This window comes from Candidatus Acidianus copahuensis, from assembly GCF_000632495.1.
Classification (GTDB): domain Archaea; phylum Thermoproteota; class Thermoprotei_A; order Sulfolobales; family Sulfolobaceae; genus Acidianus; species Acidianus copahuensis.
The window spans coordinates 46518-69235 of record NZ_JFZT01000045.1 but is presented as its reverse complement, the minus strand read 5'-3'; the positions used below and the strand labels follow the sequence as shown (position 1 = coordinate 69235).

At 34.5% G+C, this 22718-nt stretch carries 24 protein-coding genes and 4 tRNA genes; 19 read left to right on the top strand and 9 right to left on the bottom strand.

The window, feature by feature from the left end; all coding sequences use genetic code 11:
- Positions 1–281: 281 nt before the first annotated feature.
- The 3 genes from CM19_RS08130 to ahcY all read right to left on the bottom strand — a co-directional run bounded on the left by CM19_RS08130 (position 282) and on the right by ahcY (position 1753).
- A tRNA-Val gene (locus tag CM19_RS08130) sits at positions 282–356 on the bottom strand.
- Positions 357–369: 13 nt separating this feature from the next.
- Positions 370–457, bottom strand: a tRNA-Ile gene (locus CM19_RS08125).
- 48 nt (positions 458–505) lie between these two features.
- Positions 506–1753 (bottom strand): adenosylhomocysteinase, encoded by a 1248-nt coding sequence (gene ahcY / locus CM19_RS08120; protein WP_048099967.1) that lies wholly within the window; start codon positions 1751–1753, stop codon positions 506–508.
- 97 nt (positions 1754–1850) lie between these two features.
- On the opposite strand from ahcY, the gene CM19_RS08115 reads away from it, so the two are divergent.
- Positions 1851–2546 (top strand): peptidylprolyl isomerase, encoded by a 696-nt coding sequence (locus tag CM19_RS08115; protein WP_048099951.1) that lies wholly within the window; start codon positions 1851–1853, stop codon positions 2544–2546.
- Here CM19_RS08115 and CM19_RS08110 read toward each other — a convergent pair.
- The gene (locus tag CM19_RS08110; protein ID WP_048099950.1) at positions 2536–3588 is read right to left on the bottom strand and encodes an NAD(P)-dependent glycerol-1-phosphate dehydrogenase; all 1053 of its coding nucleotides are present in this window, start codon (positions 3586–3588) and stop codon (positions 2536–2538) included. The two genes, CM19_RS08115 and CM19_RS08110, sit on opposite strands and share 11 nt — an antisense overlap.
- Before the next feature lie 82 nt (positions 3589–3670).
- Here CM19_RS08110 and CM19_RS08105 point away from each other — a divergent pair, with 82 nt between their 5' ends.
- Positions 3671–5581: a beta-CASP ribonuclease aCPSF1 gene (locus CM19_RS08105; RefSeq protein ID WP_048099949.1), complete on the top strand. Its 1911-nt coding sequence runs from the start codon at positions 3671–3673 to the stop codon at positions 5579–5581.
- Positions 5582–5619: 38 nt separating this feature from the next.
- Positions 5620–5694 (top strand) — tRNA-Val (locus tag CM19_RS08100).
- 666 nt (positions 5695–6360) lie between these two features.
- On the opposite strand, the gene CM19_RS08095 is transcribed toward CM19_RS08100, so the two are convergent.
- Positions 6361–6672 carry a hypothetical protein gene (locus CM19_RS08095; RefSeq protein WP_048099948.1) on the bottom strand — a complete coding sequence of 104 codons (312 nt, stop codon included), beginning with the start codon at positions 6670–6672 and terminating at the stop codon, positions 6361–6363.
- 517 nt (positions 6673–7189) lie between these two features.
- Here CM19_RS08095 and CM19_RS08090 point away from each other — a divergent pair.
- Together CM19_RS08090 and CM19_RS08085 are read left to right on the top strand one after the other, a co-directional pair.
- On the top strand, positions 7190–7423 hold the full coding sequence (locus CM19_RS08090) for a hypothetical protein (RefSeq protein WP_048099947.1): 234 nt from the start codon (positions 7190–7192) through the stop codon (positions 7421–7423).
- A 65-nt stretch (positions 7424–7488) separates the two neighbouring features.
- Positions 7489–8343: an NAD(P)-binding protein gene (locus CM19_RS08085; RefSeq protein WP_048099946.1), complete on the top strand. Its 855-nt coding sequence runs from the start codon at positions 7489–7491 to the stop codon at positions 8341–8343.
- Here CM19_RS08085 and CM19_RS08080 read toward each other — a convergent pair.
- The gene (locus CM19_RS08080; RefSeq protein WP_150111414.1) at positions 8303–9103 is read right to left on the bottom strand and encodes a carbohydrate kinase family protein; all 801 of its coding nucleotides are present in this window, start codon (positions 9101–9103) and stop codon (positions 8303–8305) included. The two genes, CM19_RS08085 and CM19_RS08080, sit on opposite strands and share 41 nt — an antisense overlap.
- Positions 9084–9359 (bottom strand): hypothetical protein, encoded by a 276-nt coding sequence (locus tag CM19_RS08075; RefSeq protein ID WP_048099944.1) that lies wholly within the window; start codon positions 9357–9359, stop codon positions 9084–9086. The genes CM19_RS08080 and CM19_RS08075 overlap by 20 nt, the downstream gene beginning before the upstream one ends.
- Positions 9360–9735: 376 nt before the next feature.
- Between CM19_RS08075 and hxlB the strand changes: the two genes are divergently transcribed.
- Positions 9736–10323 (top strand): 6-phospho-3-hexuloisomerase, encoded by a 588-nt coding sequence (hxlB, locus tag CM19_RS08070; protein ID WP_048099966.1) that lies wholly within the window; start codon positions 9736–9738, stop codon positions 10321–10323.
- Between the two features lie 183 nt (positions 10324–10506).
- Positions 10507–12294, top strand: a complete 1788-nt coding sequence (cedB, locus tag CM19_RS08065; protein WP_048099965.1) for a DNA import protein CedB — start codon at positions 10507–10509, stop codon at positions 12292–12294.
- A gap of 412 nt (positions 12295–12706) precedes the next feature.
- Here cedB and CM19_RS08060 read toward each other — a convergent pair whose 3' ends face one another.
- Complete coding sequence (locus CM19_RS08060; RefSeq protein WP_048099943.1) at positions 12707–13129, bottom strand: hypothetical protein; 423 nt, start codon at positions 13127–13129, stop codon at positions 12707–12709.
- A 53-nt stretch (positions 13130–13182) separates the two neighbouring features.
- On the opposite strand from CM19_RS08060, the gene argC reads away from it, so the two are divergent.
- From argC to CM19_RS08000, 12 genes are all read left to right on the top strand, one after another.
- Positions 13183–14232, top strand: coding sequence for an N-acetyl-gamma-glutamyl-phosphate reductase (argC, locus tag CM19_RS08055; RefSeq protein ID WP_048099942.1), 1050 nt, complete (start codon positions 13183–13185; stop codon positions 14230–14232).
- A 1-nt stretch (position 14233) separates the two neighbouring features.
- Positions 14234–15022, top strand: coding sequence for a [LysW]-aminoadipate/[LysW]-glutamate kinase (locus CM19_RS08050; protein WP_048099941.1), 789 nt, complete (start codon positions 14234–14236; stop codon positions 15020–15022).
- A complete protein-coding gene (gene lysM / locus CM19_RS08045) occupies positions 15019–15441 on the top strand; it encodes an HTH-type transcriptional regulator LysM (RefSeq protein WP_048099940.1) in 423 nt (140 codons plus the stop codon). The genes CM19_RS08050 and lysM overlap by 4 nt, the downstream gene beginning before the upstream one ends.
- Positions 15442–15508: 67 nt before the next feature.
- Positions 15509–15679: an alpha-aminoadipate/glutamate carrier protein LysW gene (gene lysW/argW / locus CM19_RS08040; RefSeq protein ID WP_048099939.1), complete on the top strand. Its 171-nt coding sequence runs from the start codon at positions 15509–15511 to the stop codon at positions 15677–15679.
- Positions 15676–16524: a lysine biosynthesis protein LysX gene (gene lysX / locus CM19_RS08035; RefSeq protein ID WP_048099938.1), complete on the top strand. Its 849-nt coding sequence runs from the start codon at positions 15676–15678 to the stop codon at positions 16522–16524. The genes lysW/argW and lysX overlap by 4 nt, the downstream gene beginning before the upstream one ends.
- The gene (gene lysJ / locus CM19_RS08030; protein ID WP_048099964.1) at positions 16521–17684 is read left to right on the top strand and encodes a [LysW]-aminoadipate semialdehyde/glutamate semialdehyde transaminase; all 1164 of its coding nucleotides are present in this window, start codon (positions 16521–16523) and stop codon (positions 17682–17684) included. The genes lysX and lysJ overlap by 4 nt, the downstream gene beginning before the upstream one ends.
- The gene (locus CM19_RS08025) at positions 17632–18666 is read left to right on the top strand and encodes an N-acetyl-lysine deacetylase (protein ID WP_048099937.1); all 1035 of its coding nucleotides are present in this window, start codon (positions 17632–17634) and stop codon (positions 18664–18666) included. Before lysJ ends, CM19_RS08025 begins: the two co-directional genes overlap by 53 nt.
- Positions 18651–19424 carry a polyprenyl diphosphate synthase gene (gene uppS, locus CM19_RS08020; RefSeq protein WP_048099936.1) on the top strand — a complete coding sequence of 258 codons (774 nt, stop codon included), beginning with the start codon at positions 18651–18653 and terminating at the stop codon, positions 19422–19424. Before CM19_RS08025 ends, uppS begins: the two co-directional genes overlap by 16 nt.
- A gap of 36 nt (positions 19425–19460) precedes the next feature.
- Positions 19461–19853 carry a 30S ribosomal protein S8e gene (locus tag CM19_RS08015; RefSeq protein ID WP_048099935.1) on the top strand — a complete coding sequence of 131 codons (393 nt, stop codon included), beginning with the start codon at positions 19461–19463 and terminating at the stop codon, positions 19851–19853.
- Complete coding sequence (locus CM19_RS08010) at positions 19843–20112, top strand: hypothetical protein (protein WP_048099934.1); 270 nt, start codon at positions 19843–19845, stop codon at positions 20110–20112. The genes CM19_RS08015 and CM19_RS08010 overlap by 11 nt, the downstream gene beginning before the upstream one ends.
- 43 nt (positions 20113–20155) lie before the next feature.
- Positions 20156–20248, top strand: a tRNA-Lys gene (locus tag CM19_RS08005).
- Between the two features lie 330 nt (positions 20249–20578).
- Entirely contained in the window at positions 20579–21898 is a 1320-nt protein-coding gene (locus CM19_RS08000) for a class II fumarate hydratase (protein WP_048099933.1), read from the top strand.
- Here the strand turns inward: CM19_RS08000 and CM19_RS07995 are convergent.
- On the bottom strand, positions 21888–22700 hold the full coding sequence (locus CM19_RS07995) for an MBL fold metallo-hydrolase (RefSeq protein WP_048099932.1): 813 nt from the start codon (positions 22698–22700) through the stop codon (positions 21888–21890). The two genes, CM19_RS08000 and CM19_RS07995, sit on opposite strands and share 11 nt — an antisense overlap.
- Positions 22701–22718 lie beyond the last annotated feature (18 nt).

Below are 22718 nucleotides of genomic sequence, written 5' to 3'. Positions count from 1 at the left end.
TTAATACAATAGACATTCTACTGCGAGAATTCAATTGATGAAATCAAGAGAAATCTAGACTATAAGGTTGAGCAAAGGTATCTCTTCTCTCTCATTAATGATGATAACACTTTATGTACTTATAGTAAACGCGGTTATTGTCTCAAAGGATCACAACCTGAGATGTGTATTTTAAAGTGTATAAGTTGTGTTTGCGAGGTTTATAGAGATGGGGATTCTTCTAAAACATAGATGATTTAGTTTTAAATCTCATAGTATCAACATATCATCTTAAAAAGACATGGGCCCGCAGGGATTTGAACCCTGGATTACTGCCGTGTCAGGGCAGCGTCCTAACCAGGCTAGACGACGGGCCCTTTATCCTACGCTTGGGCCCGCAGGGATTTGAACCCTGGACCACCCGGTTTCTCAGATTATCTTATGAGCCGGGCGCTCTACCTAGCTGAGCTACGGGCCCACTTTTTAATAAAACTGCATAATCTCTTTTAAGACTTACGTTAAAAAACTACGTACCATATTTCCATTGTTTCATATATTCCTTCTGTTCCTTGGTTAATTCCTCAATTTCTATGTTCATTCCTTTAAGTTTAAGAAATGCTACTTTCTCATCTATTTCAGCTGGTACATTTAACACTTTTTTCTGCAATTTTTCTTTATTATTATATATATATTCAACACATAGAGCCTGATTTGAGAAACTCAAATCCATTACCTCGCTTGGATGTCCTTCTGCGGCTGCCAAATTTACCAATCTACCTTCCGCTAAGAGATATATTCTTCTTCCGTTTGCTAAGGTATATTCATCAAGATAAGGTCTTATCTCTCTGACGTTTTTAGCAATTTCCCCTAATCCTTTAACATCAATTTCTACGTTAAAGTGACCAGCATTAGCTAATATAGCTCCATCTTTCATATTTTGTATATGTTCCTTGCTTATTGCATTTATATTACCAGTTGCTGTAACAAATATTTCCCCTAACTTCGAAGCTTTTACCATAGGCATCACATCAAATCCGTCCATTACTGCCTCTAATGCCCTCAGGGGATTTGCCTCAACTATGATCACTCTAGCTCCCATACCTCTGAACCTTATGGCTATTCCTCTTCCGACCCAACCATATCCTACAACAACAGCAACTTTACCTGCTATTAACACATTTGTAGATCTTATTATCCCATCTATTGCACTCTGTCCTGTTCCGACTCTATTATCAAAAAGGTATTTAGTAAAGGCATTATTTACAGCTATAACTGGATATTTAAGGACATTATCTTCTTCCATTGCTTTTAGTCTAATTACCCCAGTAGTGGTTTCTTCTGTACCTCCTATAATCTTGAGGTTGGAGTGTTTCTCATGAACCAATGCGTGAAGATCTCCTCCATCATCCATTAAAATATCTGGATTGTAAGATAGTATTATGTTCATGTTTTGGTAATAATCATCTTCGCTTTCCCCTTTCCATGCAAAAACTTTTATTCCATCTTTAGCTAGAGCGGCAGCTACATCGTCTTGTGTAGATAGAGGATTACTTCCTGCTAAGGCTACTTCAGCCCCTGCCTGCTTAAGAGTTCTAACCAAAGCTGCTGTTTCTTTAGTAACATGTAGTACAGCGCTTATTTTTAAACCTTTTAAACTGTTTTTTGCCACTAGTTCTTTTCTTACTTCCATTAGAGCAGGCATATGGAGTTCTGCCCATTCTATTTGTTTTCTACCTTGTTCAGCTAATCCGATGTCCTTGACTTTATAATCCATAGAGAAAAGAAAGCTGTTTCTATAAAAAAATTGATGTGGGAGATCGCTGAAAAGAGTAATTTTAAAGCTATGATAATTAACAGACATTGACCTCTAAATGTTTAAGGATAACGATTTCATTTACATAGATTATGTAGCAAAAATTAAAGATACTGGAGAAGTAATTGATACAACAATTGAAGAAGAAGCCAAGAAGGCAAACGTATATAATACAGAACAAAAGTACAAGCCTCTTCTTGTAATCCTGGGTGAACATAGAGTTATTCCTGGATTGGAGGAGGCTCTATATAATCTTAATGAAAATGAAGAAAAGGAATTTGAAATTCAACCAGAAAAAGCATATGGAAATAGAGATCCTTCAAAAGTAAAAATAGTTAGTCTAAGTGAGCTAAAAAGGCAAGGAATAAATCCTAGACCGAATATGATAGTTAGAGTTGAGGGAGGAGGATATGCTACTATTAGGAGTGTTACAGGAGGCAGAGTAGTTTTAGATCTAAATCATCCATATGCGGGAAGAACTTTGATGTATAAAGTAAAAGTCGTAAAAGTCTTAAAAGAACCAAAAGAAAAAGTGGATGCTCTCATAGAAAGATGGTTTAAGGAAAATAAGTTAAATACGGAAATACTGCAGGACTCTAAGAATGTAAAAATTACGATTCCAAAGGACTACTTCTTAGTTGATGGTATAGAAATAGTCAAATACAATCTAGCGAGGGATATATTAACTTATGTATTACCAGGATTTACATTAACTTATACTGAAGTATTCAATGAGGATACATTTAAGAGATAACTTCAGTATCTTTAAGTATTTTCTCAGCCGAATTCCATGTAACTCCTCTATCTCCTAATATAGTATATCTTTCTGGTCTTATAGTATGAGCAATGGTAAGCGCTTTAATCGCGATCTCATCAGGTACTCCAATTTCTTTTACTGAAACTGGTGCTCCAATTCTTTTTAATGCCTTTCTTATTTCTTTCCAGTCTATGCCATGAATGTAAGCCATAACTATTGCACCAATTCCCACCAATTCTCCATGCATTGGTCCTTCGGGATATAGCATTTCAATTGCATGAGCAAACAGATGTTCAGATCCGCTTGCCGGTCTTGTACTACCAGCCATTCCCATAGCTACTCCACTACTTATAAGCGCTTCCATTAAGAGCCTAATACCATACTTTAGATCCTTATTTATTATTCTAGAGCAAATTATAGCATGTTTTGCAGAAAGAAGGGCAAGGGAAGCAGTAGTGTCACCGTAATACTCTCCTCTTAATTTTGCTGCTAATCTCCAGTCTCTCACAGCTATAATCTTGCCTATTGTGTCACCTATACCTGCATTTATTAGCCTTCTAGGAGCTGAGCTAAGTATATCTATATCAGCTATGATTATGTTAGGTTCTTTTGCTTTTAGAGAAACAGGTTTACCTAGACCTTTTATTGAAGCAAATGGAGAAGTTATCCCATCGTGGGATGGAGATGTAGGAACGCTAATAAAGTTTAGGTTAAGATCGAATGCCGTCAACTTAGCAACATCTATTGATTTTCCTCCACCTATACCTAGTACTGTTCTGATGTTTTTGGTTTTTGATAGTTCTTCAGCTTTTTTTACTTCGTCTAAATTAGCATCGTCTACTTCAGCTACTAATAAATCTGCGGACGATAATTTATCTAAGACTGATTCTACAACCAATCGTCTAACGTTATGACCAGTAATTATTAGATAGGGTCCTTCGAGTCTACTTTCTAAAAGATATTCTTCTATCTTTGATATAATTCCATTTCCAATAAATATCCTTCCTGGTAAGTCTATTACGTGTTCTCTCAATTCCATACTCTATGTTAACAAGATTTAAATATTAAAAAGTAAATAGCGATTAGTGTAATTCTTCTTCTACTAAAATTGGTGATTAAGTTTGGCAGGTAGGCTTGAGTTAATAGCATCTATATACAACGGTATACCGAAAGATGCACAGATAACTAGGATTGAATTTGAGGGTCCAGAGATAGCTATATATGTAAAGAATCCTTCATTTTTAACAAATAATACTGAAGTTATTAGAAAGATCGCCAAGGAAATAAAAAAGAGGATAGTAGTGAAGGCAGATAGAAGTGTAAGAAAAAACGAGAAAGAAGCTCTTGAAATTATAAAGAATATCGTACCTCCAGAGGCGCAGATAGCTGATGTAAAGTTTGACGAAGATTTAGGCGAGGTATTAATAAAGGCAAAAAAACCAGGTCTTGTAATAGGGAAAGGAGGTCTAATTCAACAAAAGATTTTTATGGAAACGTTCTGGAAGCCTGAGATAGTTAGGGAACCGCCTATAAAGTCTAGGACTGTAGAAAGCGTTCTTACTCATATGTATAATGAAACTGAATATAGATCTAAGATACTCAAGACGTTTGGTGAAAGGATTCATAGAGAACTCTTATTTAAGGATAGATATGTTAGAGTCACTGCATTAGGAGCTTTTCAAGAGGTAGGTAGATCTGCTGTATTGGTAGAGACTAAGGAAAGTCGAGTACTTTTAGATACAGGAGTTAACCCTAGCGCTAGCTTCGGAGAAAGAATGTATCCTAAACTTGACATTGATCAACTAAGATTAGAGGATCTAGACGCTGTCGTTATAACACATGCACACCTAGATCATTGTGGTATGGTTCCTTTTCTATTTAAGTATGGATATGAGGGACCTGTTTATACCACATCTCCAACAAGGGATGTTATGGCATTAATGCAATTAGATTTACTAGATGTTGCAGAGAAGGAGGGGAGACCCCTACCATACTCCGCTAAAGAGGTAAGAAAGGAGCTCTTGCATACAATTACTCTAGACTACGAAGAGGTGACAGACATAGCTCCAGATATTAGGCTAACATTTTACAACGCTGGTCATATAATAGGTTCTGGAATGGCGCACCTTCATATTGGCGATGGTATGCATAATATTGTGTACACTGGGGACTTTAAGTATGCTAGGACTAGGTTATTGGATAAGGCTGTCAATGAATTTCCTAAAGTAGATACGATAATAATGGAAACTACTTATGGAAAGCAAAAACAGACAAATAGAGAAGAATCTGAAAAAGAATTGGTCGATATAATAAATAATACGGTTAATAAGGGAGGTAAGGTGCTTATACCAGTCTTGGCTGTAGGTAGAGGTCAAGAGATGATGTTAGTAATAAATAACGCTATAAAGGAAAAATTAATTCCAGAAGTGCCTGTATATGTAACAGGATTATTTGATGAGGTAACTGCTATCCATACAGCTTATCCTGAATGGTTATCTAAGGAAGTAAGAGATTCTATACTTTATCGTGATGAGAACCCGTTTACAGCGCCTAACTTTAAGAGAATTGAAGGATATCGTGAGGATATCGCACACGGAGAACCCAGTATAATACTGGCGACGTCTGGAATGTTAAATGGAGGACCAGCGGTGGAGTTTTTCAAAGAGATGGCTTCAGACGCTAGAAACTCATTAGTGTTTGTAAGTTATCAGGCTGAGGGTACTTTGGGAAGAAAAATAAGGGACGGCGCTAGAGAGGTTCAAATAATTAACAGAGATGGTAGAGTAGAAAATATAACTATTCAGATGGAAATTAAATCTGTAGAAGGTTTCTCTGGACATTCGGATCAGACACAGTTGTTAAAGTTCCTCGAGCATATGTCACCTAAACCTAGAAATATATTACTTAATCACGGAGAGGCCTCTGCAATATCAGAGTTTAGGGATTTACTAAACAGGAATAGGAAAAGGCTTGGTCTATGGAATACAAACGTTTATGCTCCTACTATTCTAGATAGTTTAAGAGTAGCGTAAAAGTTTAATTTTTTATTTTAGAATATGACTAAGCATCTGGGCCTGTCGTCTAGCCTGGTTAGGACGCTGCCCTCACACGGCAGTAATCGAGGGTTCAAATCCCTCCGGGCCCATGTAGAGATATTCCTAACTTAGTTCTCTAAGTATTATTAATAAAATCAAAGAACTTATCATATATAATTATTATTAATTCTATTAGGAAAAAATTAACTTAAATAGACATAATACATTTAACCTATTTAACGTTAGTATTAATATAAATTATTATAAGAAAGATTATGTTTCAATTTTTTTATATAATTTAATTATAATTAATAATTTAATCTTTTAACTCTGCTGCAAATAGGACGTTCAGTAATGAGAATTCAGTTGACAACCTCAAAGGAATTTTATATTAATAATATAGATTTCGAGGATATATATTTCTCCGTTATTGACAGGAAGGACACATTACGTACTTGCAGGGCGTGTAGTTATGCTTAAGAAATATGCTAGAATTATTTTACTTCTGTGGTCTAACAGTATAGTTATAAAGTAATAGGGACATCATTGGCCTAACAACAGGTGAAATAGGGCTATAATAAGTTAGAGGGATCAAACTGAAAAACCAAAACAGAACAAAAGATACCCGACAAGCGTCCTCCTCTTCTTAACCTAAAAGTTCTATCCATAGCTGTTTCTTTAGAAATGTCAATCCTTGCTTAATGTTGAAATGTAGTGACAATGCTACTGTGCAATTTCATCTTATGGATAAATCCAGTTTTAGTAAGCTGAGGATATCAGAAAGCAGGAACTCCTTCTCCAAAAATATAATCATTTGTTTTGTAAATTTTCTTCGTTTTCCTCTCCTCTATAAGTTCTCCTTTTATTAATCTATGAAGTTTTTCTTTACATTCTTCATCTGAAAAGTAATCTATTACAGTCCTTTTACCATTGATTTCTATTGTTGGGCTATTATATTGATACAGTAGATCAGTCTCTACATCTATGGATATAGATTGTTTATTAGGCAAAGTCTTCACGACTTCAAACAGTAAGAATGTAATTCCATTATCTCCTTCCGGACCAAATATTACTTTTATTGTTGGCATATGGACTTCGATAAAATATCTAGTTGATAGACAATATATAAGGTCTAAAATTCCATATTACTATGGAATAACCTAATATTTTATGAGAAGGATGTAAAAGGATAGAATGCATGTTTCTCAAACGCTAAAGCGTAAGGTATTTTGAAGGTGTGAGTAGAACTAGTTTGTTAATAAGGTGAATATGGTGAGAGATCTAGATATTGATCATGATGAAACTATAGTAGACAATATGTATACTAAAAATACATTAACCTGAAAGCTTGTTAATAGATATTATTTCTCCAAAATGAGAGTAGACTTTAATGCTACGTTGTTGAAGAAAAATACGTATCTCTTTTCATCAAAGAGAATTTTGGATCAAATATAGAGGATAACCATTAAAAAGTAGAACGTTATTATGAATCCCATAATCCCTAAATACATGGAGTAATTATAAAGTGTATAGAAGTTAACAATACCTTCAGACTTCTGCTATTGATCTTAAAATATTATTCTATAAGAGTAGTATAGATAATTAATGAAATCAGTTTTCGGCCCAGTGATAACTGAGGGTGCAGGGATATTTGACATACAACTGTCGAAGGCTCAAGCTATTAAATCATTAGAGATTGCAAAAAACATTTACCAAGATTTTAAGGTTACCTTGCTCGATCTTAATAATATCAATGATAGACTCAGAGCAATTGATGTAGACGTTGACTTAGGGGATATGAAAGGTTATGTAATACTAATTGAGGTCCCAGAAATTTAGAGCCATTAGTATTTACTGAATTATATAAGGAAAATTTATTTTATACTAGGTATTACATTAGGTAGATGGATGTAGTTTTAGGAGGAGGCATTACCGGAGTTACCGTGGCAATCAGACATAATTCCTTGCTGATAGATCAGCAACCCCAATTGGGAGGTTTATACTCAACAGAAGATCTAGGAATCCACGTTACTCTTTTACCACCGATAGTCAGAAATCCATCGGTTATAAGTGATTATGAACTGGAATTTAAGGAAATTGATTATACATTAACAATCGAAAAGGAGTCAAGATTAAAAGATAAAATATGTCCAGAGTGTGATTCACTTCCAGCTTGGTTGAACTTTGATAGTAGATTATATTTAGTAAAAAATCTACAAAAATATATTAACTCCGTCTCATCTAAGGTCAGATTAATAAGGGCATATGTAAAAGAGATCAAGGATAACCTAATAATTACTAATAAACAAGCCCTTAAATTTGATACTGCTTATGTGACTATACTAAATGAGAGTATGGAACGTAATAAAGCAAATTCTATTGATTGTTTGCTTACTATTATATTAAATAAAAGGAATAATAGCGATACTAACTGGAAAATCTACATTAATGGAAGTTCAGGTATTTCTTTTTCTCACATAATAACTGTCCCAGAAGAAGACGTTAATGTTAATTATGTTTATTCTTTCTTTTCAAAGAAATTGATAGATACAGAAAGAGTTTTTGGAGATCTTAAGAGATTGAAAATTTTAGATCTTAATTCAATAATAGGTTATAGATCGCATGTGATAAAAAATTCAATTTTATATGGTGAATCACAAAAATTAACCAAAAATGGCAAAATAAGATATTGCGGTAGATTGGGTGAATGGAAAAATCTCACGTTGGAGGAAGCATTAATTTCGGCCCAAAATTGCTGAAATTCTCTGTGAGTTCTAGTGCCTCTTCTCCAGCCTCAACTTCCGTATATCCTCTAAGTCTTAAGGTAAAATATGCAGCTAAAAGGTAATCCCCATTTCCAACATTCACGTTTCCTGGTTGTCTTGTGAAATATCTCCTTTCACTATCTCCATAAAATAGAGAAAAACCTTTATCGCCGTAAGAAATTATAACTTCTTGTGCTCCTAGGTTTAGTAGTTCTTTTACAGTAAAATTGCCATATTGCATCTCATCGTAATTTGAGTGTATTACGGTGTATTTTCTTCTTGGCAAGTTTAACCTCGTATAAGATATTTCCTGATCTTCAACACAATTTCTTATAAATCCTTGAACATCGAGAGCTATCGGAATATCTACATCAATAAATCCATTCGGGTCTACCTCATTACAAACCGGACTAACTATTACTCCATTATTATTTTTTATTTTACTCCAATTAATTGTCATTTTTCCGATTGAATGTTGAAGTATTAATCTTCTTCCAGAGCTATTTATCTCGATCTTAAATCTAAGACTTTTCTCTACAGTTTGTATATCTCCTTCCTCGATAAGAGCACTTACGTTAAATTTGAAATCTTTTCCCTTTGCTGAATATACAACTGGCTTACCACCTGCACTTATAACTCCTAAGCTAGAATAAACTGGAGATCCTCCTGGACTTTCTGTAACTTTATCATCTAACTTTATTTCATCAATTGTGTAACTGCCTACTATAGCTATTCTAGTCCTCATCTTGTTCAATATCTTCCTCCTCCTCTTCTTCATAATGATATCCTTTTCTTAACCATAAAGAATCCTTATGGGCTATTAGATGGTTATCTAGATCCTCTATAGAGTAAAAATAAGAGCTATAATCCGGAATACCGCCTTTTTTACATTCTGGACTACATAATGGACAACAGTAGAGTTTCAATTTATCATCATAGCATACTTCAACATCTTTATCTCCTACCTTGATTTTAACAACTTTCCATTTAGGAAGCCATCTAGAACTCATTTGAACCTTTACTACTTTTAGTTGCCTAGACTTAAATATTTAGGATAAAGTTCTAGGATCATCTCACTTTTTAGAGGCAGGATGAAAAGGTGTATCCGAGAATTATGTTGTTATAATATATAAGCTATATTAACCCTAAGTTGGCTATTTATTCTTCCAATAAGGAAAAGATTAATCAAGTAAAACCTTGAGGCTCATTAAATTAGTGTCAGTGTCGTCTAATTTATTAATACAAACAGTATTTGTTGAGGGAAAAATATTGTCGGACATATATCTTCTACATATAGTAAACTTTATAATTAGTCTGCGTGAAAGAACAACTTGAGTCTCTGTGTCCTCATCTTCTCTCAAGGATTTTCCCCTTAGTTTAAAGACTATGTATGATCTTGCAGAGTTTGTTATAAGATCCGTTGAGCTTATAAAGCCCGAACAAGTAGAGAAAATGGTTAACACTTTAGAAGATTTTTATGTGAATAATAGGAACGGAAAAGTTTTAGTTATGGGAGCAGGAAGGAGCGGTCTAGTAGGCAGGGCTTTTGCGATGAGGTTACTCCATTTAGGCTATAATGCTTATGTATTAGGTGAAACAATAGTTCCGGCTGTTGGTAAAAATGATCTAGCTATAGCAATTTCAGGTTCTGGAAGAACTAAGTTGATATTAACAGCTGCAGAAGCAGCTAAAGAAACTAAATCGACGCTTGTAGCTATAACAAGCTATGCTGATAGCCCATTAGGTAAGATTGCTGATGTAGTTGTTGAGGTTCCTGGAAGAACAAAGTATAGTCAATTCGAAGATTATTTCGCAAGACAAATTATAGGCATAACAGAACCTCTAGCCCCTTTAGGCACATTATTTGAAGACACAACGCAAATGTTTTTAGACGGAATAGTAGCTGAACTTATGCTTAGGCTTAAGAAGTCAGAAGAAGATCTTAGAATGATTCATGCTAATATAGAGCTATAATTTTAGATAATATAAAATTCTCTTAATTTCTTTAGAAGATTTATTAAGTTAATATTTTTTAAAACTCATATATCAATTCTTTTGCTTTCCAATATATACACTTGCTAAAAATATTCGGTGTTCTCTCTGACTATTTTAACAAAAAACTTAGATGTGGATCAGGAAAAAATATATCCAATTATAATGCTTTCTATTGGTATAATATTAGTAATTATACTGAGGAACTTTTTCTTGTTGGCAGTTGTTGTAGCTGCTATTCTAATAATTTTGATTAAATTTAGATATCAAATAGTTCAATTTAAGCTTTTTAATATAATAAGAAAAATTCTAAAGATAAAAAGGAAAAATACTGATATCGAGCCAGAGATAGGTGATGGTTATTTTAAGACCTCAAATGAGTTTATAGGAGTAATTCTCATTTATGATATACCTCTTGACTATAAGGATTTAAATGATAGTTCTCTGAAGAGCTCTATAGTAAGTTTTCATAAGATTATTCAGACGGGAGATCAGGTAGATATTCTCTTTCGAAAAAGGTATGTGGAACAAAACAAGTTTAAGAACTCATTATTAAATAAGGCTCAAAATCTGAGAGTATTGATCGAAAATGATCCATCAAATACCAGAGCAAAAAAAGAACTTGATATAGTTAGCTTTATTCTAGACAGGATGTCTGAAGGTGAGCCTCCATTTAGATATGAAGTGTATTTATTAGTTCATGCGGATTCAAGAGCCAAGGCTATAGAACTCTCTAATGTCATATTACGAGGACTTTCTGGTTTAAATATTGGAGCTAGATTAGCAAAGACCGATGAAATAAAACGTATTCTGTTTTTTGATAAATGTAAATGTAATAAAATTTCTATACCATCGAGAATATCTTTTATTTCGCCTTTCTCTATTCCGAAACTTCCTTCATTTGAGATGAGAAATGATGGAATAGTACTAGGTGTCGATATGGAAAATAATACATTAGTCTCTTGGAATTTCGATACATTGGAAAATCAACATGTAATAGTTGTAGGTCCTACTGGAAGTGGAAAAACTGAATTTTTAATAAATCTTGGATTACAGTTAATTTATTTTAGAAAAATTGCTATAGTATTTTTTGATATTAAAGGAGATATAAAGGAAAGACTTAAGAGAAGGAATATAAGGTTTAAGCTTTTGAATCCAATATCGCAAGGAATCTCGTTGCTAAATCTTCAAGGGCTTTCTTCAACCACAAGATCACTTCAAATTGAGAGAATACTTGTTAACTCTTTTAATTTAGACAGGATTTATGCTTCAGCCCTATATAAGGCAGTAAGTTCAGCTCTTGGCGATATTGAACGTAATGTGGTTAGTCAAATATCTTGGGATTACGTGGAAGATAAGGCTAAGGAAATAATGGATAATATATCATTCCTAATGATTTCTGAGATTATTGATATAGTAAAGTCTTTAGACAACGGCGGTAATCTAGTTGAACTCATAAAACCTGGAATTAATATAATTGATTTAACTCAAATAAAAAATGAAGTAATGAGAAGAATTGTGATATATTCTATTATAAACGATATTTATAATAAATTCTCTAAATCTGTAGACACTGGACTAAAAGTTGGCTTAGTTATCGACGAGGCGTGGACTGTCCTCAAGAGTGAGAAAGTTGATTATCCAATAATAGCTGATTTAGTAAAACGTGGAAGAGGACATGGCATATCTGTGTTTTTAGCTACTCAAAATATTGAAGATTTAGGGGATATACGTGATGTATATCTAGATAATGCTGGACTTTTAGTAGCTATGAATAACGGAGACAAGAATTTCTGGGAAAACACTGTGAGGAGATTAGTTAACGTTAGTCATGAAGAGATATCAAACAAATTAGCGTTCCTTGGAAGAGGAGAAGCGTTAATCAGATTTATAGGAGATCCAAGACCTGTTATAGTAAAATTATTTTCAATGATTGATAGCAGGTCATCATAATAGTGATACTTAAGTGAACTATCCTAGCCTTTAGGTTAAATCATCTGCTTCATTTAACCATACTTTATAGATAGGGCTTACAAACTTCCTTGGTAAATATTGAAAAGAGAGTCCCTAAGGGATCCGTGCCGTTGATCTCGATGCCTATCATCCTACATTGGAGGTAGTTTTACTATCAACGAAGGTTGGGGTGAGGAAAAAGTCCCTAGGATATACCTTGAAGTACACTAAACTACCTAAAGATACCCTCTAGAGACAAACGGTTTATCATAACGGTTTCATAAGGGAGACCTTCACTGTGGTGATAGGGGATCAAGTCTGAGAGTGAAGCAGGAAGCTTCAACTGAAAGGTTGGGGGAAGTTCGCCTTACATTGAGTCTTTCTATTGTCTCAATTTCAATAAGAGAATTCTCTATGCAGAGGCTCTTTCTAGAATTGTCTGTAGTCCAACCTTAAGTTTATTATATGTTATATTATCTCTAATATTCGTTATATTAATTTCTCGTAAATCTTCTTTATCCGATATTATATTATATTCTATTTTATCAGAATTTTTTGCATCTTCTAAAATTTTACTCAGGGCATTCATGTATGCTTCCTTAATGTTAATCTTCTTCTTTATTACAACTTTCATAAGCGGAGGAGTAAAAAACACCTCAGCTATTGTCTCTCCTTTCCTATTCTTTATATATTCTAAAGATCCTTTGTTTCCTTTTATTGGAGTGTATCCTGACTCTAGTAAACTGAGTAGGTACTCATAGTATTCAACTTCTTTTTTTAGAGAAATAATCTTATTCTCAAGAAATCGCTTAAGTTCATCAGTATTTGGTTCCATCGTTACAGATCTTGCAACATTATTTATAAGCAAAATCTCGCTTTCTAACCTAAATGGTTAGAGTTGCAGTAATTGGTGGTTCTGGTTATACAGGTGGAGAATTATTAAGGCTGTTACTAGTTCATGATAAGGTCGAAATAACTATGGTAACATCAAGAGAATATGCAGGAAAACCTATTTCACTTGTTCATCCTAATTTAAGGGGATATCTTAATCTTAATTTTTCTCAGTTCTCATTAGATAAACTTGGAGATAAGGCGGATACAGTCTTTCTATCATTACCTCATGGAGTTTCATTAAATTATGTGCCTAAAATTTTAGAGATGGGAATGCAAGTAGTAGACCTTAGTGCTGACTTTAGACTAAAGGATCCTAGTGTATATAAAATTTGGTATGGAATAGAACACCCATATACTGATCTTTTGGAAAAAGCCGTATATGGATTACCTGAATTGCACTATGATGATTTAAGGAGAGCAAAATTAATAGCGTCTCCAGGCTGTAATGCTACTGCTACAATTTTGGCCTTGGCACCAGTAGCGTATAATAAACTCGCATCTCAGATGAGATTTATTAGTGACGTTAAAGTATCAAGTAGCGAGGGAGGAGCTAAGCCAACCGAAGGTAGTCATCATCCAGAAAGACAAAATGCTATAAGACCTTATGATGCTGAAGGGCATAGGCATGAGGCTGAAGCAGAACAGGAACTATCTAGGCTAGCGGGTTCCCCAGTTAAAGTCAGTATTGTCCCTCATGCAGTAAGTAGTGTTAGAGGAGCCCTATCTTCATCCCATATTTGGTTAGATCAACCCTTAGATGATATGGATGTATGGAGGAAAACTGCAGAGTTTTATAGAGGAAGGAAATTCATAAGAATAGTCAGAGGAGGAATTCACCCTTACCCTGATCCTAAATATGTCTTAGGTAGTAATTTTGCTGATATAGGTTTTGCACAGGAAAGAAGGATCAGTAGATTAACTATGTTTTCCGCTATAGACAATCTTATGAAAGGTGCTGCTGGTCAAGCTGTTCAAAGTTTTAATATCTCAAATGGCTTTGCTGAAGATACTGGCCTGAAATCACCTCCATTGAGGCCTGTATAAAATGATTGTTATCAAGTCTGGCGGAAGAGTAATAAAGAACTCATTCGATAAGCTAATAAACAGTTTATCTAATTATAATGAGAGTGCGGTTTTTGTTCATGGAGGAGGGGATATAGTTACAGATTATAGTAAAAGAATGGGTATAGAACCTACCTTTGTTGTTTCACCTGAAGGAATAAGAAGTCGGTATACAACTAGAGAAGAATTGGACATATATGTTATGGCTATGAATTTAATTAATAAGAATATTGTTAGCAGTATAAGTTCTAAAGGGAGAAATGTTGTTGGAATAACTGGTGCAGATGGTCCATCCATTTATGCCGAGAGAAAGAAAAGAATTATGATTATCGATGAAAGAGGAAAGAAAAGAATTATCGAGGGAGGGTACACAGGGAAAATAATTAAGGTTAATAATGAGTTCTTGTTAGGTCTAATTTCTTTAGTTAATTATGTCGTAATGGCTCCAATAGCAATAGATGTTAATGAAGGTGTTCTATTAAATGTTGATGGAGATCAAATGGCTTTAGCGGTAGCTAAGACCTTAAGAGCGGATGCGCTAGTTATTCTTACTGATGTTGAAGGGGTCTTAGTTGATGGGAAAGTTATAAATAAACTTAGCGTAAATGAGGCTAAAGACTTAGCTAAGAAGATTGGACCCGGGATGAATAGAAAAATTCTTATGGCAGCTTCAGCTGTTGAGGAGGGAGTTAAAAGAGTTATAATATCATCAGGTCTAAAAGACAATTCTGTATTGGAGGCATTGAGTGGAAAAGGTACGGTGATAGAATGAGTAAAGTAGATGAAAATGATCTAAAAATTCTTGATACACTTAAGAAAAATGCTAGGACACCATATACGCTCATTGCCAGAGATCTTAAGATAAGTGAAGCGGCAGTTAGGAAGAGAATTGATAAACTTACACGACTTGGAATAATTAAAAGATTTACTATAGAGTATGAACTAGAGAATGAAATAAAAGCAATAGTTATGGTTAAATCTACTCCTCAGATTTCTACTCCAGATGTATCCAAGAGGATAATAAAAATCCACGGAGTAGAAACAGTCTATGAAACAACCGGAGATTACGATATTATAGCCTTGATAAGAGGAATAAATATAGCGGAAATTAATAAAACAATAGATGAGATAAGAAGTCTTCAAGGTGTTATAAGTACAAATAGTACTATTATACTTCGAACATGGTTCTAACTTAGAACCATTTATTTTCATATAAGCTTTTGAACACTGAACCAAGTAAGATAAAACTTGACCAAGAATGGTTACCTTAAAATGCCCAATTTGTGGAGGAAATGTAGAAGTAGAGGACAATGCATTACCAGGAGAGATAATAGAACATGAATGCGGTGCTCAACTCGAAGTTTTTAATGACAATGGAAGGTTGTCTTTAAGGTTAGCGGAAACTGTAGGTGAGGACTGGGGAGAGTGATAATTGGACTAACATACGACATTATAAGATGGGAAGAGAAGAGTATTATAGAAGAGGCAAATAAATTAGGACATAAGATAACTCCTATTTTCACGAAGGATTTTTACTTTTCATCAGATGAGTATCAATTAGCTACAATGGATGTGGTTTTGCAGAGGAATACTTCTCATGCTAGAGCTTTTTCTACATCGACGATATTAGAGGGTTTGGAATACAAGGTAATCAATGACGCGAGAACACTAGTGAATTGCGAGAATAAGTTAGTTACAATGAGTCTTCTTTCTAAACATAAGATACCTATTCCCAAGACTGCAGTAGCATTTTCTAAAGAGAAGGCATTAGAAGTTGCGGGAAAAATTGGATATCCGACAATAATTAAGCCTGTCGAGGGAAGCTGGGGAAGAATGGTAGCTAAGGCTGATAATGACGATTATTTAAGAAGTTATATGGAATATCAAGATTATACTACCCTTCCATTGAGGAATATTTACTTTATCCAAGAATTTGTAAAGAAACCTGATAGAGATATTAGGATATTTGTAATAGGAGACGAAGTCCCAGTAGGAATATATAGGACAAATACTAAAAATTGGAGGACGAATACAGCATTAGGGGCAGTTGCAGAACCTCTCAAGATTGATGAGGAACTACAAGATCTTGCAATAAAAGTGAAAGATATTATTGGAGGATTCTTTTTGGGTATAGATGTATTTGAAGATCCCGAGAGGGGTTATCTAGTAGATGAAGTTAACGGTGTTCCAGAGTTTAAGAACACTGTTAGAGTGAACAAGTTTAATGTTTCCGAATATCTTATTAAAAAGGTAGAGGAGTGGATAAGGAAATGAGGCTAATTGAATTTTATCAAGGAAGAGGATTAAAGATAGTCAAAGGCGAAGGGCAATATGTATGGGATGAACAAGGAAACAGGTATCTTGATCTTCATGCTGGCCATGGAGTAGCGTTTCTTGGTCATAGAAATAAGATAGTCTTAGAATATCTACAAAAACAAATGTCAGAAATAATGACATTAACTACTGCTTTTGATACACCTATAAGGGAAGAACTAGCAAAGGAACTTGATAATGTAAAACCTGATAACTTAAATAATGCCTTCCTGTTAAATTCTGGTTCAGAAGCTGTAGAACTTGCGCTTAAGGTATCAAGAAAGGTTACTGGAAGGAAAAAATTCGTAGCGTTCGTTAACTCATTTCATGGAAGAACTTCTGGTTCATTATCTGTTACATGGACTAGGAAGTATAGAGAACCCTTTGAGCCCCTTCTAGGTCCAATTGATTTTCTCAGATTTAATAATATAGATGATTTGAAAAAGATTGATGAAAGTACTGCTGCAGTTATAGTTGAACCGGTTCAAGGCGAAGGAGGAGTAATTCCAGCAAATGATGAATTTATGAAAGGTCTAAGAGAGATAACTACTGAGAAAGGTATAATTCTAATAATAGACGAAGTTCAATCAGGTTTTGGTAGGACAGGTAAGATATGGGCCCATCAACACTTTGGCATAGACCCAGATATTATGACAGCTGGCAAGGCGATAGGAGGAGGATTTCCTGTTAGTGCCACCTTTATGCCTGATTGGATAGCTGAAAAACTTGGAGAAGGAGATCATGGAACTACTTATGGGGGAAATCCACTTGCAGCAGCAGCAGTAGTAGGTTCAATAAAGGCACTTAAAGCAGATAATGTACCGGAACAAGCTAAAGTTAAGGGAGAGATATTCATAAAGATGTTACAGGAAACTCTTTCTGACTTTAAATCTATAAGAGAAGTCAGAGGGAAGGGTCTAATGATAGGTGTTGACCTTAAGTTAAACCCTGGATTGGCTATAAAGGTTTTACAAGATAATCGAGTACTATCTTTAAAGGCAGGAGTAACTACTATAAGGTTCCTTTCTCCTTATACAATCACACATGAAGATATGGAGGTAGCAGTGGATGCAACTAGAAAAGGAGTTCTTGCTACAGAAAGAAAAACAACTTCTTCTTGATCTTATCTCAACCTATACCCCCTCAGGAGAAGAAGATAAAGCATTACCTTTTTTTGAAAGAGTTTCAAAAGATCTAGGGTTATCCTTAAAAGTAACTAACACTAATTCGTTTTATTTGAATAAAGGAAAAATATTATTTGTTTCTCATATCGATACTGTACAAGGGTTCATTGAGCCTAAAGTTGAAAAAGACGTCATTTATGGTAGAGGAGCGGTAGATGATAAAGGTCCTCTAATTGCAATGCTTCTTTCAACTTGGTTGCTTCATGAGAATGGATATGATGTAATGTTTGCGGCTCTTTCTGATGAGGAGAATAAAAGTGCAGGAGCAAGAGAACTCTTGAATTCAGGTAATACCTTTGAGAACATAATTGTAGGAGAACCAACAAATGGTAATATAGTCATAGAGTATAGAGGAGTAATCCATCTAGACATTGAGTGTAAAGGTAAAGGGGAGCATTCTTCTTCCTCTAGTGAAAACTTAATTGTAGAGTTAGGAGAAAAAATAAGGAGGGTTTATCTTCCGCCAAGCTCGTATGATAAGCCTTCAATTGTTCCTACAATTATTAGATCTGGAGATAGACTTAATGTAACTCCATCTGACGGTTATGTACATTTCGATATAAGATATCCATCAACGGTAAATGAAAAGGCTATAATATCAGAAATAGTGAATGTTTTTGTCGATTGCGAGTTCAAGGTTGTTGAAAGTGTTCCACCAGTAAAAGTTCAACCTAATAATCCTCTTGTTATCTCTTTATTTAGAGCATTATCAAGAGAAGGAATAAAACCTAGCTTAAGTAGAAAAGCTGGAACTAGCGATATGAACATTCTTTTTCCTATAGCCAAGAATATAGTAGCTTTTGGACCGGGAGATTCTAAACTCGAACATACCGATAAAGAAAAAATATCTTTGGAGGAAATATATAAAGGCATAAGAGTATATACAAACACGATAGAAGAGCTATGCAAAGAAAACTGATGACGCCATTATATTTCTTTTACGAGAAAATTCTATGGAATCAGATAAAAAATGGACCTATGCCAAATCATGTTGGAATAATTCCAGATGGAAATAGAAGATGGGCTAAGTCAAATAATTCTAGTGTTAGTGAGGCTTATCTTCAAGGATATAAAAAATTAAAAGAGGTTTTAATTTGGCTTGCAGAGCTAGGAGTTAAAAATGTTACAGTATTTGCATTATCAACGGAAAATTGTGATAAAAGAACAAAATACGAACTTGAGGCCATCCTTAACTACATTAAAAAAGGGATTGACGACCTATTAAATGAGGAGTATGTATATAAATACCAAGTTAAAGTAAGGACTATTGGTAAGGTTGAGAAGTTATCGGATGGTCTTAGGTTATCCATTTCCAATGTTGTGGAGAAGACTTCTTCTTTTAATAAAAGAAGATTAACGTTAGCCATCTGTTATGGAGGAAGGCAAGAGATATTGGATGCAGTATCAAAATTAATGGATGACTATAAGAAAGGAAGTGTAAAGAACTTAGTACTTGACGAAGAAGTTTTAAAAAAATATTTCTATGATAGTGAACTAGAAGATATCGACTTAGTTATAAGGACTTCGGGCGAGATGAGGATAAGTAACTTCTTACTCTGGCATCTCGCTTACTCAGAGCTTTTCTTCTGTGAGGTTTATTGGCCAGAGTTCAGGAAAATAGATCTTTGGCGAGCTATAAGATCATATCAGAGGAGAAAGAGGAATTATGGGGCTTAATCTTTTTTACTGAATGTTTTATGCATATTGATCAAGATGGGTGTATTTCAAGGTAATGATATAAGAAAAATCACAGGAGGATTAAAGGGAACTCATAGGGGTAAAAGGAAATTCGAAATGGGAAGCGTACCTACAGAGACGAAACTAGGTAATACTGATGTGAAAGTGAAGGAAAGAGTTATGGGAGGGAATATCAAAGTTAGGTTAAAATATGTTACATTTGCAAACTTATTTGATCCGGCAGAGAGGACATTTAAGAAAGTTAAAATTATAGAAGTGGTTGAAGTTCCAGCTAATAGGGAATATGCAAGAAGGGGAATAATAACTAAGGGAACAAAAATCAGAACAGATGCAGGATTAGCTATCGTCACATCTAGACCTGGACAGGACGGAGTAGTTAATGCATTACTGATGCGCAATGAGTCTTAGAGATTTTGAAAACAAGAAAGTTGCTATTTGGTTAGCTTACTTTACTGCTAGTAGTAGAAGAAATGGTAGAAGATTTAAAAAGATTAAAATTGATTTGAATGATATTGTTAGTATAGCTAAACAGCTTGATCTAGAGCCAGAAGTAATGGAAAAAGTTCATCCAGGCAGTAGGATAAAGGGACTAGTTTTGGTAAAAAAGGTCGCTTCTAAAGAGAAAGTTTTAAAGATGGTATATAGCTACGCTTCACAAAAGAAATAGATTACTTTATATATTATTTTAGTCTATCGTTATTAACCCTAATGGGCCCGTAGCTTAGCCAGGGAGAGCGACGGGCTCTTAACCGCTATAGAGGGATACCCGTAGGTCCCGGGTTCGAATCCCGGCGGGCCCGCCACATCTCATTCACGATTTTACTACAAAGAGTTATCTATTTTTCAAATATCTAGGATCTTGGTGTATGATAAGATGTTCTGAGATTCTCTAATGAAATAGCAGGTCTAAATTAATATTAGGTTATTAATATACATAATTCTAATAATTTAGAATATATATTAATTATATTTTATATTTTTAAATAAAGTAAAATAAGGAAAGATAGAGTGTTAGAGTAAAAGGAATAATAGTTCTTTTTTATAATTTGTTTTGAGGCTCTTCTAATCTTTTCTTTAATAGATGAAAAATTTCTAGAGAACTAAATATTTATTCTTAAGCGAGAAGTAGGCGTATGAAATATACTGAGACAGCGCCCAAACTTTTTATGAATACTGGAACAAGATTTCCAAGAAAGATAATATGGGCAATTGGGGTTGTAAAACTAGCATGCGCGAGAGTTAATACATCTCTTGGATTTTTAGATTCAGATATAGGTAAGGCTATAGAAGAGGCTTCAATAGAAGTGATTAATGGAGGACATGATAAAGAAATTACTTTAGATGTTTTTCAAACTGGTTCAGGTACAGGCTTAAACATGAACGTTAACGAGGTTATCGCAGAAAGAGCAACCGAAATATTAGGAAAAAAAGTTCATCCTAATGACCACGTAAATATGGGCCAATCATCTAATGATGTAGTTCCCACAGCAATTAGAGTGGCAGCTGTTTCTTCTGCAGTTGACCTTTTAATACCGTCACTAGAGAAGATAACTTCAGAATTATATAGAAAATCACAAGAGTTCCAAGGAGCTATTAAGTCAGGAAGAACTCATTTGAGGGATGCGCTACCTATATCGCTGGGACAAGAGTTATCTGCTTACTACGATGCCATTGATCATGAGTTATCTCAAGTAAAAACAGCTATAGAATATGTTAAGGAACTTCCAATAGGAGGAACAGCAGTTGGAACTGGGTTAAATACCGCTCCTAATTTTCAGGAGTTAGTTATAAGGGAAATAAATACTATAACTTCCCTCGGATTTAAACCAGCTAATAAGTTTAGAGCAATGAGATTTTTAACTGATCTCTTGCTTCTGAGCGGTACTATGAGAAATATTGCTGTTGAAATGTATAGAATAGGTCAAGATTTTAGGCTAATGTTCTCTGGTCCATTTACTGGATTGGGTGAAATAGATTTGCCTACTCAAGAGGAAATTGCTGGTAGCAGTATTATGCCCGGAAAAACAAACCCTGTTACTGTAGAGTCTACTCTTCTGGTTTCTGCACAAGTTATAGGACTTGATCATTCTAACCAGATAGCATCAATGTTAGGAGAATTTGAGTTAGCTATGGGAATACCTCTTGTAGGATATAATATTGTAGTTCAGGAGAGCATTCTTGCAGAAGCTTTATCCAAGTTTAGTGATCTAGTAATAGCTGGGATTAATCCGAATATAGAAAAGATGAGAAAGTACGCTGAGAGCAGTCCCGCTCTAATAACGGTGATCTCACCAATAATCGGATATGATAAGGCATCTCAAATAGGGAAAATGCTAGCTAAAGGTCTATCGATAAGAGAGGCATTAAAGGAGCTTGGATTTAAGGAAGAAGAAATCAATAAAATACTTAATCTTCAGGAACTAGTTAAAGGTGGAATACCTTCTAAATCTTGAACACTAATCCTTTTTCTTTTACAGATATATCTTTACTTATTTCGGATAGTATTGATTTAGCTGTTACGGAATTGAGCGCAACGGATACTGGTTGTATCTCCTTCTTACCTCTCTTTTCCATTACCTTTATTACAACTTCCTCTGCTGTAAGCTCATTACCTTTTATTATTTCCTTAATATCATTGACTAATTTCTTTCCATATTCTAAGTTAAATTCCATTAATTTTATCATTCTTTCCTTACTTAATACAGGTCCATGCGATATGATTATATGATTTACTGATGAAGCTATATCCTTAATTTTCTCTATACTATCCATTGATCTCCAGAAATCATTATAAAATGGGAAAACGAAGTTTTGCAATACTTTCTCACCAAAAAATGTGTCTCCACAGTATAACGTATCATCTACCAAATAACTTACGTGTCCAGCTGTATGTCCAGGAGTTTTTATAATCTGTATTTCACCTCCCTCTGTTATATTTTCTGTAAAGATTAGTTTTAGTTCATCCTTAATAAGGTCATACGAAAAAAGTGGAGATTGAACTGCACTAAAACCGTATGTTAACATGTGTCTACCTATCATGTTCAGAGTACAGTAATCCTCTATAGGGAGAAACTTTTTCTTTGCACTTCTAAAAAGCCCCGCTATATGATCAGCATGACCATGAGTTGCAAGCTGAACTTCAGCATCTAACTTAACCTCTGAATTGTTCCCTCCAAGATCTATCAATATTCGTTTATCATAAAATAGAACGTTTGGACTACCAGGAAAAACTTCTATATTATTGGATATCTTCATGATATCATTTTTGGAAAT

What these genes read in the sequence shown, in the direction of transcription:
- ahcY (WP_048099967.1), bottom strand. Translation starts at nt 1,753, where the DNA reads ATGGATTATAAAGTCAAGGACATCGGATTAGCTGAACAAGGTAGAAAA.
- CM19_RS08115 (WP_048099951.1), top strand. Translation starts at nt 1,851, where the DNA reads ATGTTTAAGGATAACGATTTCATTTACATAGATTATGTAGCAAAAATT.
- CM19_RS08110 (WP_048099950.1), bottom strand. Translation starts at nt 3,588, where the DNA reads ATGGAATTGAGAGAACACGTAATAGACTTACCAGGAAGGATATTTATT.
- CM19_RS08095 (WP_048099948.1), bottom strand. Translation starts at nt 6,672, where the DNA reads ATGCCAACAATAAAAGTAATATTTGGTCCGGAAGGAGATAATGGAATT.
- CM19_RS08090 (WP_048099947.1), top strand. Translation starts at nt 7,190, where the DNA reads ATGAAATCAGTTTTCGGCCCAGTGATAACTGAGGGTGCAGGGATATTT.
- CM19_RS08085 (WP_048099946.1), top strand. Translation starts at nt 7,489, where the DNA reads ATGGATGTAGTTTTAGGAGGAGGCATTACCGGAGTTACCGTGGCAATC.
- CM19_RS08075 (WP_048099944.1), bottom strand. Translation starts at nt 9,359, where the DNA reads ATGAGTTCTAGATGGCTTCCTAAATGGAAAGTTGTTAAAATCAAGGTA.
- hxlB (WP_048099966.1), top strand. Translation starts at nt 9,736, where the DNA reads ATGTATGATCTTGCAGAGTTTGTTATAAGATCCGTTGAGCTTATAAAG.
- cedB (WP_048099965.1), top strand. Translation starts at nt 10,507, where the DNA reads ATGCTTTCTATTGGTATAATATTAGTAATTATACTGAGGAACTTTTTC.
- CM19_RS08060 (WP_048099943.1), bottom strand. Translation starts at nt 13,129, where the DNA reads ATGGAACCAAATACTGATGAACTTAAGCGATTTCTTGAGAATAAGATT.
- argC (WP_048099942.1), top strand. Translation starts at nt 13,183, where the DNA reads ATGGTTAGAGTTGCAGTAATTGGTGGTTCTGGTTATACAGGTGGAGAA.
- CM19_RS08050 (WP_048099941.1), top strand. Translation starts at nt 14,234, where the DNA reads ATGATTGTTATCAAGTCTGGCGGAAGAGTAATAAAGAACTCATTCGAT.
- lysM (WP_048099940.1), top strand. Translation starts at nt 15,019, where the DNA reads ATGAGTAAAGTAGATGAAAATGATCTAAAAATTCTTGATACACTTAAG.
- lysW/argW (WP_048099939.1), top strand. Translation starts at nt 15,509, where the DNA reads ATGGTTACCTTAAAATGCCCAATTTGTGGAGGAAATGTAGAAGTAGAG.
- lysJ (WP_048099964.1), top strand. Translation starts at nt 16,521, where the DNA reads ATGAGGCTAATTGAATTTTATCAAGGAAGAGGATTAAAGATAGTCAAA.
- CM19_RS08025 (WP_048099937.1), top strand. Translation starts at nt 17,632, where the DNA reads ATGCAACTAGAAAAGGAGTTCTTGCTACAGAAAGAAAAACAACTTCTT.
- uppS (WP_048099936.1), top strand. Translation starts at nt 18,651, where the DNA reads ATGCAAAGAAAACTGATGACGCCATTATATTTCTTTTACGAGAAAATT.
- CM19_RS08015 (WP_048099935.1), top strand. Translation starts at nt 19,461, where the DNA reads ATGGGTGTATTTCAAGGTAATGATATAAGAAAAATCACAGGAGGATTA.
- CM19_RS08010 (WP_048099934.1), top strand. Translation starts at nt 19,843, where the DNA reads ATGAGTCTTAGAGATTTTGAAAACAAGAAAGTTGCTATTTGGTTAGCT.
- CM19_RS08000 (WP_048099933.1), top strand. Translation starts at nt 20,579, where the DNA reads ATGAAATATACTGAGACAGCGCCCAAACTTTTTATGAATACTGGAACA.
- CM19_RS07995 (WP_048099932.1), bottom strand. Translation starts at nt 22,700, where the DNA reads ATGAAGATATCCAATAATATAGAAGTTTTTCCTGGTAGTCCAAACGTT.